The following is a 16,058-nucleotide window of genomic DNA, read 5'->3' on the forward strand; positions in this document are numbered from 1 at the left end:
TAACTGAAAAGTATGACTAGGAATATTATTGAATGTGGTTAGCTAAATCTTCCTGAGCTTTTTTATTTGACTCAGCTTTTTCTTTCAGCCATTTTTCATAGAGTTCTTGGTACTGTTTAGCGGTTACTGGCTCTTTTTGCAGTTCAACATATTTATAGTTGTCAGCATTTCCTTTATTCCCAACGAATGAGAATGGGCCTGTAAACGGTACAGTCTTACGGAAGATTGGGTTGGCTCCACCACTTTGAACTGGTAGGAACAAGGCACTATCTGTCAACCAAGCTTGGGCTTCAGCATATTTTTGGTAGCGAGCTTGAGTATCTGTGATTTCAGCGTCTGCCTGATCCAAGAGTTTCTTATAGTCAGAAAGACCAATCTTATCCTTGACTTCCTTATCTTTTCCTTCAGACAAGCCCATGTTTTTCAACTGAGAACCTGTCTCTGGATCAAGGATGGCTAGGTAAGTCTTAGGATCTGAGTAGTCTCCACCCCATCCTGAGATGTCAATATCGTAGTCTTTTTGTTCTGCTGTATCTGCAAAGTAGGTTGCTTGGTCTTTTTCATCTGGAGAAAGTTGGATAACATCAATGACCACATTCTCCTTACCAAGGGTTTCTTCCACTGTTTGTTTGAAAGATCCAGCCTGTTGCACATCCAACTTAGCAGTCTGGTCAACTGGCATATCCAAATGAATTGGGAAGGTTACTCCTTGAGCTTGCAGACTTTCTTTGGCCTTAGCAAACTTCTCTTTGGCCTTGTCTGGGTTCAAGAAGGCTTGCTTACCATCATTTAGGTTAATATTTGCCCAATCTTTACCGTAGTTGACAATTTTTTCATTGACAATATCACCGAAGTTCTTATCACCAACTTGGACAAAGTCACTTGGTGTAACCGTATTACGCAAGATACGGTCTGCTCCTTCTTCACCATTTGTCTGTGCTGCATAAGCATGACGGTCAAAGGCAAAGTTGATAGCCTGACGGAAATCCTTATTTTGCATAGCTGCGCGTGAATCTGTCTTTTCCTTATCAGACTGTTTCATAGTCTGCTTGTAGCTTTGACGATTAATGTTGAAAAGATAGTAGAAAGTAACTGAGTTTTGTGGTGTATAGGTAATCTTGTCCTCATTTCCCTTCTTGAGTTCAGCAAAGACTGAACTTGTTGGGAAGATACGGCCGTCTGTATAGTTACCATCCAAGAAACCTCTAGCAATGCTGTCTTGGTCAGAACCGTCAAAGAAAGAAAGTTTCACTTTCTCAATTTTAACATTGTCCTTATCCCAGTAATTAGGGTTTTTATCAAACTCAATCAAAGATTTTGATGAGAAAGATTTAAACAAGTAAGGACCATTTGACAAGATACTTGATGGTGTTACGCTTCCAAAGTCATCTCCCTTAGACTTCAAGAAAGCTTCATTTACAGGATTAAGGATACTTGCTGTTGTTTTAGAGTTCCAATAAGTCTCAGGTTGGTTGAGGGTGTATTGTAGAGTGTAATCATCCACAGCCTTAACACCAACAGTTCCAAAATCGGATGATTGTCCTTCAACATAGTCTGCTAGCCCTTTGATAGAGTCTTGTACCAAGTACAAGTTTTCAGCCTTTTTATCAGCCGCATACTTGAGACCAGTCACAAAGTCATGAGCCGTTACATCCGCATACTCTTCTCCTTCAGAAGTGTACCATTTAGCTCCCTGACGGATTTTATAAGTGTAAGTCAAACCATCTTTTGACACTGTCCATGATTCAGCCATAGAGGGGATGAGATTGCCAAACTGGTCATTTTCTAACAACCCATCAATCAAGTTGGTTGTGATACTAGATGTAGAGTCTCGTGTAGAGGTAATATAATCCAAGGTATCTGGGTTGCTGACAAAGATATAAGAGTAAGTCTTGTCTGCATTAGTTGATTGGGAAGAGCCACATGCCGCTAGAGCTAGACCTGCTGTCAAAGCCATAGCTCCAAAAAGCATAACTTTTGATTTCTTCATGATTATTCTCCATTTTTACAGTATGTGAAATATTATACACCATTTGAGCAAAAATATAAAGTATTTTGAACTTTTTTACAAAAATAAAAATCAGTAGACTCGAGTTCCTACTGATTTTTGATATAATTCGTTTGGATTATGCAGCCAAAACTTTGCGTCCTTTACGACGACGAGCTGCCAATACGCGACGACCGTTTTTAGTTGACATACGGTTACGGAATCCGTGTTTGCGCGCACGACGAAGTTTACTTGGTTGATAAGTACGTTTCACGATGAATACCTCCTCATAGATTTTGTATTCGTTTAGCCGGCTATAAAGTGATCAGTTACTAAACATACTTTACTATTCTATCTGATTCTTTTACTTTTGTCAATAGCTCTAGGCAAATGTTTCCAGCTTTTTAGCGCTTTTTCGAATGTAAGCCCTATCTACGATACTGTTTCAAGAAACGAGTCATCTTTTCTTGGATTTGGGCTAGTTCATCAACACGAGGAAGGTAAACAATACGGAAGTGGTCTGGTTCCTGCCAGTTGAAGCCTCGACCATGAACCAAGAGAACCTTTTCCTGTTTCAAGAAATTAAGGACAAACTGCTCATCATCATCGATACGGTACATATTACGATCGATTTTAGGGAAGATATAGAGTCCAGCCTTGGGTTTAACCGCAGACAAACCTGGGATATCCTGAATGGCATTGTAGATGAAATTTCTTTGCTCGTAAATTCGTCCACCAGGAAGGAGCAATTCATCAACTGATTGGTGGCCACCTAAAGAAGTTTGTACGACCTGTTGGGCCAAAACATTAGAGCAAAGGCGCATATTGGACAGCATATTGAGCCCTTCGATATAGCCCTTGACATGAGTCTTAGGTCCAGACAAGACCATCCAACCCACACGGAAACCAGCAATACGGTGGGATTTTGATAGACCATTCATGCTGACACAGAAGACATCTGGTGCCAAGCTCGCCACAGGCGTATGCACATGTCCATCCATTACCATGCGGTCGTAAATTTCATCCGCAAAGATAATCAAATCGTTTTGACGGGCAATCTCAATAATCTCCAACAAGAGTTCCTTAGGATAAAGAGCTCCAGTTGGGTTGTTTGGATTGATAAGGACGATTGCCTTGGTATTGGAAGTGATTTTTGACTTGATATCATCAATATCTGGATACCATTCTGCAGCTTCATCACAGATATAGTGAACGGCATTTCCTCCAGCTAGGCTGACAGCTGCTGTCCAGAGAGGATAGTCTGGCATAGGAACCAAGACCTCATCCCCGTTGTCCAAAAGCCCCTGCATAGACATGACAATCAGCTCACTGACACCATTTCCAAGGTAGATATCATCAATATCTATATTTGGGAATTTCTTCAATTGGCAATACTGCATGATAGCCTTACGGGCTGAGAAAATCCCTTTCGAGTCAGAATAACCTTCACTATCACGCGCATTCATAATCAAGTCATGAATGACCTCGTCTGGCGCTGTAAAACCAAATTCTGCTGGATTTCCTGTATTCAGACGTAAAATCTTTTCTCCATTTGCTCGCATCCGCATGGCTTCTTCCAAAACAGGACCACGGATATCATAAGCAACATGCTCTAACTTACTAGACTTGTTATATTCTTTCATCTTGTTTCCTCAATTCATCAGGATAGTAACATTATACCACTAGAAAGAGAATGCGACAAGTTTACTGAAATGTGTTACTAGGTTCGTATAGAAGAAAAACCTCGCTAAAAGCGAGGTCAAGACAGTTGAAATAGCAGGAATTTTGCCAAAGACACATCACATACCAAAAGATAAACCTAGAAAAAGCAAGCCTAGAAAGGAGTCATAAAGAAGATTGAAGATGAGGAAAAGCCCCCATATCATCAAGTAATCTAAGCGTCCACTTCTTTTTGCAACTAGGAATAATAGCAGATGGTAGAGTAGATGAAAGACTAAAAAGCCGATAAAACCTGGATAAAGAAGCGGTATCAGACTCTCTAATTGCCAGAGTATGATAACTTCTACCAAGACCGACACTAGGATTATTCCATAATAAAGGAAATTTGATTTTTTTGTTTCTTGAAAAGAGCTTTTCATCATTCTCCCTCCCTTCACTTCTTTCCTGCTATCCTTTCTTTTATTTTATCATATATTTATATAGTTTTTAATCGCTAACATTCTTTTGAAAAATACTTTTTTTACTTTACTTCTATAGTGAAAAGGTTTACAATTATAGTAAGAAAATTTCAGGAGGTTTCATTATGGCACAACGTTACCAAAATATTATGGTCGCAATCGATGGTTCTAAGGAAGCAGACTTGGCTTTTGTCAAGGGAGTTCATTCTGCTCTACGAAACGACGCTAAACTCACCATCGCTCATGTCATTGACACACGCGCTCTCCAAAGCGTATCCACCTTTGATGCTGAAGTTTACGAAGAACTCCAAGTCGACGCTGAAAGTCTGATGAAAGAGTACGAAAAACGTGCTAAAGATGCTGGAGTGGCAGATGTTCATATCGTCATTGAAATGGGAAATCCAAAAACCCTCTTGGCACGTACTATTCCTGATGCTGAAGAAGTGGACCTCATTCTCGTTGGTGCCACTGGTCTCAACGCCTTTGAACGCCTCTTGGTCGGCTCTTCATCTGAATACATCCTCCGCCATGCTAAGGTCGATTTGCTGGTTGTGAGAGAACAAGAAAAAACCTTATAATTACGACGAAAAGGAGCCCACAGCTCCTTTTTCTTTACTGTTTATTTCTCTCTTTATGACGCTCATAAGCCTTGAGCTGGCGCTGCAGTTCCTTTTTAATAGCAGGTTCTGGAGCATATTTTTCTTCCCAATCATCTGGCTTTAAGATTTTGTGGGTCACTGGATCAAAATGAGCCTTGCCATCTGGGAAAATTTTCCCCATATTAGCCTGATGAACAATATCAAAAATACGTTCTGGGTCCACTCCCATCAAGACAAAACTACCGTAGGTAAAGTAAAGCGTGTCAATCAGAGCATCTACCTGACCTATCAAATCTTGCTGAGCAGGCGTCTTCTTAGCTACTTTATCTGCCGCCTTATCAAGAGCTTGATGAAGTTGCGATAGAGCTTGACCAAAGTCCTCTTCAGAAGGACTGGCAGCTCTAACAAACTCCACCAATTCTTCTATTTTAAAGCCAGCCCTGTGGGTTGCACCTTCTAAATCCCAAGCTCGTGGTTCTTCTTGGGTTCGTTCATCCATCATATGGTGGAAGGTCTTGACCTTATTAAAATGATAGTCACGGCTGACAAAGACTTTTTCTGAGGCCAGAACACCAAAATGTTCCAAGGCCTTGTGGATTCCGTCTTGCTGATTGCTGGTGGTAATGTGCTTAGCAACTTCCTTAACACTGCTACTACCATTTCCCATAGCGACCGACATACCGACACCCGCCAGCATTTCTAGGTCATTATCTGAGTCACCAAAGGCCATCACTTGGTTGAGATCAAAACCATATTCTTTCCCGACTCGGCGTATGCCTTCCAATTTAGAGTTTCCTTGATTGATGACATCCGCTGCAAAAGGATTGCTACGTGTCAATTTCAAGTCTTCAAAATCAGCTGCCGCCTTCTCAGATTCTTCTGGCGTCATCAGCATCAAAACTTGGTAGATAGGCTGATTCATTAGATCAAGCAGGTCTTCTTCCTTTTGGGGAACAACCTTGCTGACCATACGATTAAAGGAATGACTCACTGTCCGAGTTAAAACTGAGGGAACGAAGCGACTGATTCGTTGAGAAAAAGAACCCAGACCAAAGGACATGATTTTGGAACCCAACATGGCATCCTTGGTCCCTAGGGCAATCTCCTTACCCTCTTTTTTAGCATAAGTAATGAGCTGGCGCAAATGTAACTTGGAAATTGGGCTCGTAAACAAGACTCTGTCTTTAGTAAAGATATACTGGCCATTGTAGGTTACCGCAAAGTCCAAATCCAAATCGTCCATCAATTCCTTAACAAAAAAAGGTCCTCGACCTGTCGCTACGCCGACAAGCACCCCTTGTTCTTTGACAATTTTAATCGCGTCCTTAGTGGATTTCAAAACACTCTTGCGATCGTTGACCAAGGTTCCATCGATATCAAAAAAAACAGCTTTGACTTCCATCCTATCCCAATCTCCCCTTTTGTGATACAATGATTATACCACATTTCAGAAAGAGTGAGTAAATCATGCCTAAGAAAATCCTTGTTTTACATACGGGCGGAACTATTTCCATGCAGGCCGATGCTTCTGGCGCTGTTGTGACGAGTTCAGATAATCCCATGAACCATGTGTCCAATCCTCTTGAAGGAATCCATGTCCACGCCTTGGACTTTTTTAACCTGCCAAGCCCCCATATCAAACCCAAACATATGCTGGCCCTCTACCAGAAAATTAAAGAGGAAGCTGCTAACTACGATGGAGTGGTGATCACACACGGGACCGATACTTTAGAGGAAACAGCCTATTTCCTTGATACAATGGAAGTTCCCCATATGCCTATCGTTCTAACAGGGGCCATGCGTAGCTCCAACGAACTCGGTAGTGACGGTGTTTATAATTATCTGAGTGCTTTAAGGGTAGCTAGCGATGACAAGGCTGCTGACAAAGGAGTTTTGGTCGTTATGAACGATGAAATCCACGCTGCCAAGTATGTTACCAAAACACATACAACCAACGTTAGCACCTTCCAGACTCCAACACACGGCCCCCTTGGTCTCATCATGAAACAGGAAATCCTCTACTTCAAAACAGCTGAACCTCGTGTTCGCTTTGACCTTGATCACATACAAGGCTTAGTCCCTATCATCTCTGCTTATGCTGGTATGACAGATGAGCTGATTGATATGCTGGATTTGGAACAATTGGACGGTTTGATTATCCAAGCCTTCGGAGCTGGTAATATTCCCAAAGAAACGGCTCAAAAGTTAGAAAGCCTTCTACAAAAAGGAATCCCTGTCGCCTTGGTTTCACGATGCTTTAACGGTATCGCTGAGCCTGTTTATGCCTACCAAGGTGGGGGTGTGCAGTTGCAAAAATCTGGTGTCTTCTTTGTTAAAGAACTCAATGCCCAAAAAGCTCGCTTGAAACTCCTCATTGCCCTCAATGCCGGACTAACAGGGCAGGCTTTGAAAGACTATATGGAAGGCTAAGTCTCTTCTCTAAAAACAAATCAGGAAATCTTCACGATTCCCTGATTTTTTCTATTTACGTTTTCGTGTGGAACGACGTTCTGTCAAACCATGAGGTAAGAGAACTTCACGTTCTTCCAACTCTTCCTTGTGCATAATCTTAGTCAACATACGCATACTAATGGCACCAAGGTCATAAAGAGGTTGGGCAATAGTTGTCAAGTTTGGACGGGTAAAGCGAGAGACTTGTGAATCATCACTAGTAATGATTTCAAACTCTTCTGGTACTGACACACCCTTATCAGCAAGGCCGTTCAAGACACCTGCTGCCAACTCATCACCTGTTACAACTGCTGCAGTTGCATTTGATGAAATCAAGCGTTCTGCCAAGGCATAGCCATCTTCATAAGTGTATTTAGACTCAAATACCAATCCTTCGCTATAAGAAATCCCTGCTTTTTTCAAGGCTTCCTTGTAGCCAACCAAACGAACCTTACCATTGATGTCATCCACTAGTGGACCGCTTACGAAAGCAATGCGCTCATTTTCTTTAGCAAGGTAGGTTACTGCATCAATCGTTGCTTGTTTGTAGTCAATATTAACACTTGGAAGCTGATGTTCTACATCCACAGTTCCTGCAAGAACAACTGGTGTCCGAGAGCGAGAAAACTCTGAACGAATTTTTTCAGTCAAGTGGTAGCCCATAAAGATGATACCATCCACTTGCTTAGAAAACAGTGTATTAACCACTGAAACTTCCTTGTCATCATCCTCATCACTATTGGCAAGGACAATATTGTACTTGTACATTTCAGCGATATCATCAATCCCTTTAGCAAGCGTTGAGAAATAGCCATTGGTAATATTTGGGATCACGACACCGACAGTGGTTGTCTTTTTACTTGCAAGACCACGCGCCACTGCATTTGGACGGTAATCCAAACGGTCAATCACCTCAAGCACTTTTTTTCGAGTATTCTCTTTTACATTCTTATTGCCATTGACTACACGGCTAACTGTCGCCATTGAAACTCCTGCTTCACGGGCGACATCATAAATCGTTACTGTATCGTCTGTATTCATTTCATTTCCTTTCTATATCATACCTCACGAGACTCCAAAAAAAGAGACGGTATGAAAATTTCGTTTTCATGGTTCTACTTATTCCATTTTATCACTATTTGTAAACACTTTCAAGCGTTTTTTGAAGATTATTTGAAAAAATTTCATAGGAAGCTATGTTTATGAAGAAAAAATCACCTTTTCTTGATTTTTAATCCTATTTGCTGTATGATAAGGGAAAAGAAAGGGGGAAGAAATATGGCTTTTACCAATACCCACATGCGGTCAGCTAGTTTTGGCATTGTTACCAGCTTGCCTGATGATGTTATTGACTCTTTTTGGTATATCATCGACCATTTCTTAAAAAATGTCTTTGAATTGGAAGAAGAACTCGAGTTTCAATTGCTTAATAACCAAGGAAAAATTACCTTCCACTTTTCAAGTCAACATCTCCCTACAGCCATTGATTTTGATTTTAACCATCCCTTTGACCCTCTTTATCCCCTGAGAATCCTAGTTTTAGACATGGACGGTAGAGAAACTATCCTTCTCCCAGAAGAAAATGACCTATTTTAAAAACTCTAGCCTTCAGTTACAAGCGACTGAAAACTAGAGTTTTTTCTATTGTTTCAAAGCATTATACAAGTTGCGGATCGGTTGCTTTAATGTCGGATGGATAAAATGAGGCGCAATTTCCTGTAAGGACTCAAGGACAAAAAGGCGTTCCGCTATATAAGAATGAGGCAAGATGAGGTCGTCTGTATAAAGAATCTGATCCTCCACAAAGAGCAAGTCCAAATCAATCAAACGAGGCCCCCAATGTACTTCTCTCACCCGTCCCATCTCTGACTCAATGGCTAACAAGGTCTCTAATAGAACTGGGGCGGGCAACCAGGTTTCAACCTCAACCACTTGATTAGCAAAGCTATCTTGCTCCACACCACCCCAAGGCTCCGTCGTTAAGACACTGGACTCTTTAAGAATATGGATACCTCGATTTCGCATTTTCTCAATGGCTTGCTCCAAGTTTGCTTGTTTATCTCCCATATTGCTTCCTAGGGCGATAAAGGCTCGTTGCTTGCGGCGATGAATGGTTACCGAGCAAGTATCTAGTGGCAAATGCACTGGCGCCCATGGTTTTTTCAGTTCCAACTTCATTTCTTGGACAAGAGGATAAGCCTCAAAAGTACGTTCTACCAGTTTATAAGCTACCGTTTCAATTAAATCTTCACTCGTTTCCTGAAACCATGCCGTCCACTGCTGGCACAATTCTCCGTAATGGACAGAGGCTGTTAAATCCAAATCTGTCGCCGCCTTGGTCATATCATAGGATAGGATTGCGGAAATAACAAACTTCTGCCCCAATTCTTTCTCACTAGGAAAAAGACCATGATAAGCAAAAATTTCCAAATCCTTAATCTGCAGTTGATCCATAATGATTCCTTTCTAGAAAAATCCGCCCAAAGCGGATTCTTTTTATACTCAATGAAAATCAAAGTGCAAACTAAGAAGCTAGCCGCAGACTGCTCAAAACACTGTTTTGAGGTTGCAGATGGAAGCTGACGTGGTTTGAATTTGATTTTCGAAGAGTATTATAGTCCCATTAAACGATAAGCCTGATCTCGGAGGTCCTTATCTGTTTCAAATAGACCACGAGCTACTGTCGTCAAGGTTGCAGTGCCTGGTTTTCTGACACCACGCATGCTCATACACATATGTTCCGCCTCAATGACAACAAAGGCTCCTTTAGCACCTAGATACTCCATCAAGGCATCGGCCACTTCGATATTTAAACGTTCTTGAATTTGTGGCTTTTTAGAATAAACTTCAACCGTACGGGCTAGCTTAGACAAACCTGCTACACGGCCATCTGGAATATAGGCAATATGCGCTCTCCCATAAAATGGCAAGAAGTGGTGTTCACACATGGTATGGAAAAAAATATCCTTTTCTACCACCATATTATCGTCAATAATCTCAAAAGATTTTGACAAATGTTCCTCCGCTGTTTGACCAAGACCTGAAAAAATCTCTTGGTACATACGGGCCACTCGAGCAGGCGTTTCCTGCAAGCCCTCACGGTTAACGTCCTCTCCTACAGCCTCGATAATCATTTTTACAGCTGCTTCAATCTTTTGTGTATCCATTTTCGTTTTTCCTCTCCATCAGATAGGCTCTCACTTGGCTCAAGAAATACAAGGAACCCGTGACAATCCTAACTGTTTGTTTCTCTTCTTTTTTATCTGTCAATTTCTGCTCTAGAAAATCCTGCCAACCTTGATAGCTGAGATTTCTAGACTTGGCTGCCTCTTTCAGCACGTTTTCATCAGTCGCCCGACTATCGTCAAAATGTGTCAGGGTAAGCTCGGTATCTGGGATGGCCCCCAGCAAGTCCAACATATCCTCCAAGGCCTTGGTTTTGATGCAAGTAAAGAGGATTTCCTTACGATAATCCGCAAAGCGTTCTTGCAAGGTTGCTAATAAAGCCTTGATGGCATGAGGGTTGTGGGCCCCATCCAAAATCAGCAAGGGTTCTCTAGACACAACTTCCAAGCGCCCCGGCCAACTTGTTTCTTCCAAGGCCTGAGCAAGCAAGTCATTACTTGCTAGTTCTCGACCATCCTCTTGACAAAATGTATCAAGTAAAGCTATGGCCATCCCAGCATTCTCTATCTGGTGCAAACCAAGCAGGCCAGTCTGGAAGCGACCTTGTCTGACAACACTTGTATAGTCAAAGACCTCGCCTGTAACCACACTCTTTTGATGGCTGACCTGATAATCTGACCCGTAGGCAAGTCTCGGCGCATCTTTCCCTTCCGCAATGCGGTCAATCACAGCCAAGGCTTCTGGAGCGATACGACCTGTCACCAAGGGAATTCCTTGTTTGATAATGCCTGCCTTCTGCTCTGCTATGGCTTCCAAGGTGTCACCTAAAAGGGCTACATGGTCCAATCCAATAGTCGTGATGCCTGTTAGAATAGGCTGGCAAACATTGGTACTATCCAAAAGTCCTCCCATACCAACTTCCATGATGGCCACATCTACTTGCTCAGAGGCAAAGTAATCATAAGCTAGAGCTGTAATTATCTCAAACTCAGTTGTCCCCTGCAAATTGGCAGCCAATTCTCCTTCAAGCAAAGACTGATAGTCTGCCATGAGGGCTTCTAGTCTAGCCTCTGGGATAGATTCCCCATTGATGCTAATCTGGTCTGTATAATGAATGAGATAGGGCGAGCTGAACACACCAACTCTCAGGCCTAGCTTTTCCAGCATATTTTTCAAAAAAGCAATGGTCGAGCCCTTGCCATTGGTCCCTCCGATATGGATGACCTTGAGTTTGAGATGGGGATTGCCACGCAAAGCTAATAGTTCAACCATGCGTTCCAAGCCAAAATGCGGTTGGTCCGTCCGGTAGTTGGCAATCCACTGATTGTTTTCAATTTCTTTCATCTTATTTGTATTGTTTTAAATCTAAATTTTCCGCTTCATCAGCCAGACGAATAGCGGAGGCAATTTCAACTGCCATCCTGTGACTAGCTACGTCATGCACGCGCACCACTTCTACACCCTGTCTCGCAGCGATACTGGTTACATGAGCAGAGGCCGTGTCCCGATTGCGGAAACCAAGTTCTGTCTCAGGATTGCCTTCAAAACCATTTTCTTCTAGGATATTGATGACAAATCGCTTGCGCGACACTCCGAGAAAGATTGGATAGCCTTTCTGATGTAGTTTATCCAGGTCCCGTAAAAGAAGCAGATTTTCTTTCTTGGTCAGACCAAAGCCAATTCCTGGATCCAACAGGATATTTTCTTGTGCGATTCCAGCTTGATTCGCTCTCGCTAGTGCTCGTTCAAAGAAAGCCACCAGCAAGTCTTCGATTGGCAATGTTTCAAAGTCAGCTAACTCTTCCTCTGTAAAAGCTTGACAAAAGCCAAAATGAGGGAAGATGAGCGAGCTAGGGTGCTGAGGTCGTGCCATGACTGGATTAAACATAATGACTACTTTCGCACCAGCCTTAGCAACCACATGGGCCATTTTCTCATCACCCATAAGACCAGTGATATCATTAACTATATTGGCACCAGCAGCCAAAGCAGCCTCTGCCACCTGACTCTTCCAAGTATCGATAGAAATGAGGACATCACTTTCCTTGCGAATCGCTTTAATCACTGGAACAACACGCTGGATTTCCTCTTCTATCTCAACATAGCTACTTCCCGGCCGAGTTGATTCTCCACCGATATCTAGCATGCTGGCTCCTTCTGCTATCAATTTACGAGCCTGCTGGAGTGCCTGCTCAAGAGCAAAAAATTGACCACCGTCCGAAAAGGAGTCTGGGGTTACATTGATAATTCCGCAAATAGCTGTCTTTGCATGATTGGCTTTACTTGACATATCGGTCACTCCCTCAAGGCTTTTCATCATATTATTTCTCTATTTTACCATAAAAAGAAAAAGATGGACACGATTGCATTCATCTTTTTCCCAGTAGAAACAAGTAAGCAATTGTCAAAAATCTTAAACAGAGATCCCTAATGTCCGACTCAAAATCACCACGAGAGCCAACAAACAGAAAAAAACTCCATTAACAATCATGTGAAGTAAGATAGACATTTCCAAACGTTGGGTTTTATAAACTGTCCAAGTTAGCACAGTTGACATTCCTCCATAGATAAGAAGAGAAGGTAGATTTGTCGGTAAATGAAGCAAGGCAAAGATAATAGCACCGACTATATAACCCACATTTTCTTTACCACGAAAGAGTTTTTTAGGAATCACTCCTCGACATAAAATCTCCTCACAAATAGGAGCTATTAGAACCAGTAAGAAAAAACTGGAAATTAAGGAACTATTCTGGACCAAATCATTAATATTTGATTGATTGCTGGTTGTTGTTTCATTCATCAAACGCAGTAAGACTACACCAAGAATATTAAAGGCAAGAATCACTAGATAGCTTAAGGCCAATCTAGCCAAATCCTTAGCCTTGAAAAACGATAAACCAAAACTAGCCAACTGTGATTTTCGAGCTCCGATGATAAATATAAGTAAAACCAACAAAGATAAGGCAGATACTAATAGTCCTGATTGCAACAATGGAAATCGTCTACTTGTTAGAAAATAGGACAAAGCCAAAGGAAGCTGAGAAAAAAGAAGGGCTACTAAAAAAATAATTACCCATTTGCCCCTGTTCACTATCTCTTTCCACATACTCTTCTCCTTCATGATTTTTCCTCCTTAGTCTTAATAAACATCATTGAATATATTTGCGAGCTAATCACAATCTCCTTTGTATTAAAAAAGGGGGAAAATCCCCCTGGGTTATCCTATTATAAGGCCATACTGATGTAGTTAAGGATAAACAAGGCATCCAAAATCCAAATCATGACATGAACATCTTTAGCTTGACCTTTGACAATCTTAGTCAAAGTGTAAGTCAAGAAACCAACTGCAATCCCTTGAGTGATAGAGTAGCTGAATCCCATAAAGATAGATGTGAAGAAGGCAGGAACTGCTTCAGCCATATCGTCCCAATGGATATTTTTCAAGCTACCTAGCATCATAATCCCAACAATAATCAAGATTGGAGCTGTAGCAGATGAAGGCACAATAGCTAGAAGTGGGCTAAAGAAACTTGAAATCGCAAAACAGATAGCAACAACCAAGGCTGTCAAACCAGTACGTCCACCTGCACCGATACCAGCAGCAGACTCAACATAAGTCGTTACGTTCGAAGTACCAGCGATGGCACCAATTGAAGTACCAATCAAGTCAGAGTAAAGAGCCTTATCCAACTTAGCTGATTGGTGATTTTCACCATTTGTCGCTACGATACCAACTTTTTCACCTGTACCAATCAAAGTACCAATTGTGTCAAAAATATCTGTTAACGAGAAGGCAAGAATGGCCATAAGAGTTTCAGGTAAGCGAGCTGTATCTGAAATCAAAGCTCCCAAACCTTCTGAACCAAGAGCTGCACCAAAGACTGTCTTCAAGTCTTCAAAGGCTGCACCAACATGGTTGTTAGCAAAATCGATACTAGACAAATCTACCAAACCAACTGCAATAGCAAGAACAGTTGTTGTCAAGATAGAGAGGATAATTCCCCCTTTAATTCCTTTGATAACAAAGAAGATAGTAATGGCCAGTCCTGCAAGTGCCACCAAAACAGCTGGATTATTAAAGCTGACCAAGCCTGGAACTGCTGAAGAGTTTGCTGCAATCGTTGCTTGAGCTTTGTCAGCCCCTTCTCCTACAACAGTATAGTTGCCTGGATCAATCGTAAATTTCAAAAGTCCAGCATTCTTAATTCCCACGTAGGCAAGGAAAACACCGATACCAGCTGAAATAGCTGAGCGAAGGGCATTTGGAATCGATTCAATGATCATTTTACGAACATTTGTCAAGGTAATAATCAATGAGATAACCCCACAGATGAAGACCATAGCTAGGGCTTGTTGCCAAGAATAACCGAGTCCAAATACAACTGTAAAGGTAAAGAAGGCATTGAGTCCCATACCTGGTGCTTGGGCATACGGTAAGTTAGCGTAGAAGGCCATCATCAAGGTACCCGCTACTGCACCAATGATCGTCGCTAGGAAGACACCTTGAGCAGGCATTCCTGTTTGCGAAAGAATTTGTGGGTTTACAAAGAGAATATAACTCATTGCAAAGAAAGTTGTTAAACCAGCGAGAACCTCTGTACGAACGTCTGTACCGTTCTCTTTTAGTTTAAATAATTTGTCCATTATTAATCTCCTTTTAATTTTTACGAACAATAATAGAATTATATCATTTATCATTCACTTTTTCAATATCTTTGTTTGATTTATTTAAGAAATTGATAGAATTTCATTTTTTGTTTGGAATCTGCTTTTCTGCCTGCTTTCTGTTATAATAGAAGACATCTTATCTGAAAAGACACTAGAAAGGTCCCTATGACAAAAAAAATTATTGCAGTTGACCTGGATGGAACCCTGCTCAACTCAGACAGTCAAATTTCTGACTTTACCAAAAAAACCATCAAAAAAGTTACTGAAAAAGGCCATCAAGTTATTATTACGACAGGGCGCCCTTACCGAATGTCAAAAGATTTTTACCGTGAACTAGGCTTAGACACTCCTATGATTAACTTCAACGGCTCCCTCACTCATTTACCAGACCAAGTTTGGGATTTTGAAAAGTGTTTAACCGTAGACAAAAAATATCTGCTAGATATGGTTCAACGTTCAGAGGACATTCAAGCCGATTTTATCGCTGGAGAATACCGTAAAAAATTCTACATTACAAATCCTAATGAAGAAATTGCCAATCCCAAACTATTTGGTGTAGAAGCTTTCCAGCCTGAAGATCAATTTCAGCCTGAGTTGGTAACCAAGGACCCTAACTGCATTCTGTTGCAGACTAGAGCCAGTGACAAATATGCCTTGGCAAAAGAAATGAACGCCTTCTACCAGTATCAACTGTCTATCAATACCTGGGGAGGTCCGCTCAATATCCTTGAATGTACCCCAAAAGGTGTCAACAAGGCCTTTGCTTTGGACTACTTGCTCAAGGTAATGAACCGTGACAAAAAAGATTTGATTGCCTTTGGAGATGAACACAATGATACCGAAATGCTAGCTTTTGCTGGGAAAGGTTATGCAATGAAAAATGCCAATCCTGAGCTACTCCCCTATGCAGATGAGCAAATTTCCTTGACAAATGACCAAGACGGGGTTGCCAAAACCCTGCAAGGCTTATTCTTATAGTCCATACTGACCAGCTTACGAGCTGGTCTTTGTGCTCTTTTCACAGTCTCATCAACCAGTTAATCGATTGTTCTACTTTTTGCCTCCAAAACCTTGGAAAAGGCTTTCTTT

The 16,058-nt window shown here is 41.5% G+C and carries 16 protein-coding genes; 4 read left to right on the forward strand and 12 right to left on the reverse strand.

Features of this window, described 5'->3' with window-relative positions; all coding sequences use genetic code 11:
• Positions 1–25: 25 nt before the first annotated feature.
• The 4 genes from F9B91_RS07820 to F9B91_RS07835 all read right to left on the reverse strand — a co-directional run bounded on the left by F9B91_RS07820 (position 26) and on the right by F9B91_RS07835 (position 4,089).
• Entirely contained in the window at positions 26–1,990 is a 1,965-nt protein-coding gene (locus F9B91_RS07820) for a peptide ABC transporter substrate-binding protein (protein WP_150922898.1), read from the reverse strand.
• 136 nt (positions 1,991–2,126) lie between these two features.
• Positions 2,127–2,261 (reverse strand): 50S ribosomal protein L34, encoded by a 135-nt coding sequence (gene rpmH / locus F9B91_RS07825; protein ID WP_000831905.1) that lies wholly within the window; start codon positions 2,259–2,261, stop codon positions 2,127–2,129.
• Between the two features lie 154 nt (positions 2,262–2,415).
• On the reverse strand, positions 2,416–3,630 hold the full coding sequence (locus F9B91_RS07830; protein ID WP_150922899.1) for a pyridoxal phosphate-dependent aminotransferase: 1,215 nt from the start codon (positions 3,628–3,630) through the stop codon (positions 2,416–2,418).
• Between the two features lie 156 nt (positions 3,631–3,786).
• Positions 3,787–4,089 carry a hypothetical protein gene (locus F9B91_RS07835; RefSeq protein ID WP_191962429.1) on the reverse strand — a complete coding sequence of 101 codons (303 nt, stop codon included), beginning with the start codon at positions 4,087–4,089 and terminating at the stop codon, positions 3,787–3,789.
• A gap of 161 nt (positions 4,090–4,250) precedes the next feature.
• Here F9B91_RS07835 and F9B91_RS07840 point away from each other — a divergent pair, with 161 nt between their 5' ends.
• Positions 4,251–4,703 (forward strand): universal stress protein, encoded by a 453-nt coding sequence (locus F9B91_RS07840; protein ID WP_000079148.1) that lies wholly within the window; start codon positions 4,251–4,253, stop codon positions 4,701–4,703.
• 34 nt (positions 4,704–4,737) lie between these two features.
• Here F9B91_RS07840 and F9B91_RS07845 read toward each other — a convergent pair whose 3' ends face one another.
• On the reverse strand, positions 4,738–6,126 hold the full coding sequence (locus F9B91_RS07845) for a Cof-type HAD-IIB family hydrolase (RefSeq protein ID WP_045612740.1): 1,389 nt from the start codon (positions 6,124–6,126) through the stop codon (positions 4,738–4,740).
• A 65-nt stretch (positions 6,127–6,191) separates the two neighbouring features.
• Here F9B91_RS07845 and F9B91_RS07850 point away from each other — a divergent pair, with 65 nt between their 5' ends.
• Positions 6,192–7,154, forward strand: coding sequence for an asparaginase (locus F9B91_RS07850; RefSeq protein ID WP_150922901.1), 963 nt, complete (start codon positions 6,192–6,194; stop codon positions 7,152–7,154).
• Between the two features lie 51 nt (positions 7,155–7,205).
• On the opposite strand, the gene ccpA is transcribed toward F9B91_RS07850, so the two are convergent.
• Positions 7,206–8,216, reverse strand: a complete 1,011-nt coding sequence (gene ccpA, locus F9B91_RS07855) for a catabolite control protein A (protein WP_001090628.1) — start codon at positions 8,214–8,216, stop codon at positions 7,206–7,208.
• A 237-nt stretch (positions 8,217–8,453) separates the two neighbouring features.
• Between ccpA and F9B91_RS07860 the strand changes: the two genes are divergently transcribed.
• Positions 8,454–8,771, forward strand: a complete 318-nt coding sequence (locus F9B91_RS07860; protein WP_150922902.1) for a DUF960 domain-containing protein — start codon at positions 8,454–8,456, stop codon at positions 8,769–8,771.
• 45 nt (positions 8,772–8,816) lie between these two features.
• Here the strand turns inward: F9B91_RS07860 and folB are convergent, their stop codons facing one another.
• The 6 genes from folB to F9B91_RS07890 all read right to left on the reverse strand — a co-directional run bounded on the left by folB (position 8,817) and on the right by F9B91_RS07890 (position 14,945).
• Complete coding sequence (gene folB / locus F9B91_RS07865; RefSeq protein ID WP_150922903.1) at positions 8,817–9,629, reverse strand: dihydroneopterin aldolase; 813 nt, start codon at positions 9,627–9,629, stop codon at positions 8,817–8,819.
• 158 nt (positions 9,630–9,787) lie between these two features.
• Positions 9,788–10,342 carry a GTP cyclohydrolase I FolE gene (folE, locus tag F9B91_RS07870; protein WP_061827444.1) on the reverse strand — a complete coding sequence of 185 codons (555 nt, stop codon included), beginning with the start codon at positions 10,340–10,342 and terminating at the stop codon, positions 9,788–9,790.
• Positions 10,323–11,645: a bifunctional folylpolyglutamate synthase/dihydrofolate synthase gene (locus tag F9B91_RS07875; protein ID WP_150922904.1), complete on the reverse strand. Its 1,323-nt coding sequence runs from the start codon at positions 11,643–11,645 to the stop codon at positions 10,323–10,325. Before F9B91_RS07875 ends, folE begins: the two co-directional genes overlap by 20 nt.
• Position 11,646: 1 nt before the next feature.
• A complete protein-coding gene (gene folP / locus F9B91_RS07880; protein WP_191962430.1) occupies positions 11,647–12,621 on the reverse strand; it encodes a dihydropteroate synthase in 975 nt (324 codons plus the stop codon).
• A gap of 93 nt (positions 12,622–12,714) precedes the next feature.
• Positions 12,715–13,422, reverse strand: coding sequence for a CPBP family intramembrane glutamic endopeptidase (locus F9B91_RS07885; protein WP_045612734.1), 708 nt, complete (start codon positions 13,420–13,422; stop codon positions 12,715–12,717).
• Positions 13,423–13,526: 104 nt separating this feature from the next.
• Positions 13,527–14,945, reverse strand: a complete 1,419-nt coding sequence (locus F9B91_RS07890) for an NCS2 family permease (RefSeq protein WP_150922905.1) — start codon at positions 14,943–14,945, stop codon at positions 13,527–13,529.
• A 189-nt stretch (positions 14,946–15,134) separates the two neighbouring features.
• On the opposite strand from F9B91_RS07890, the gene F9B91_RS07895 reads away from it, so the two are divergent.
• Positions 15,135–15,947 carry a Cof-type HAD-IIB family hydrolase gene (locus tag F9B91_RS07895; RefSeq protein WP_150922906.1) on the forward strand — a complete coding sequence of 271 codons (813 nt, stop codon included), beginning with the start codon at positions 15,135–15,137 and terminating at the stop codon, positions 15,945–15,947.
• Positions 15,948–16,058 lie beyond the last annotated feature (111 nt).

Origin of the sequence: Streptococcus mitis (assembly GCF_008763935.1) — a bacterium.
Taxonomy (GTDB): domain Bacteria; phylum Bacillota; class Bacilli; order Lactobacillales; family Streptococcaceae; genus Streptococcus; species Streptococcus mitis_DB.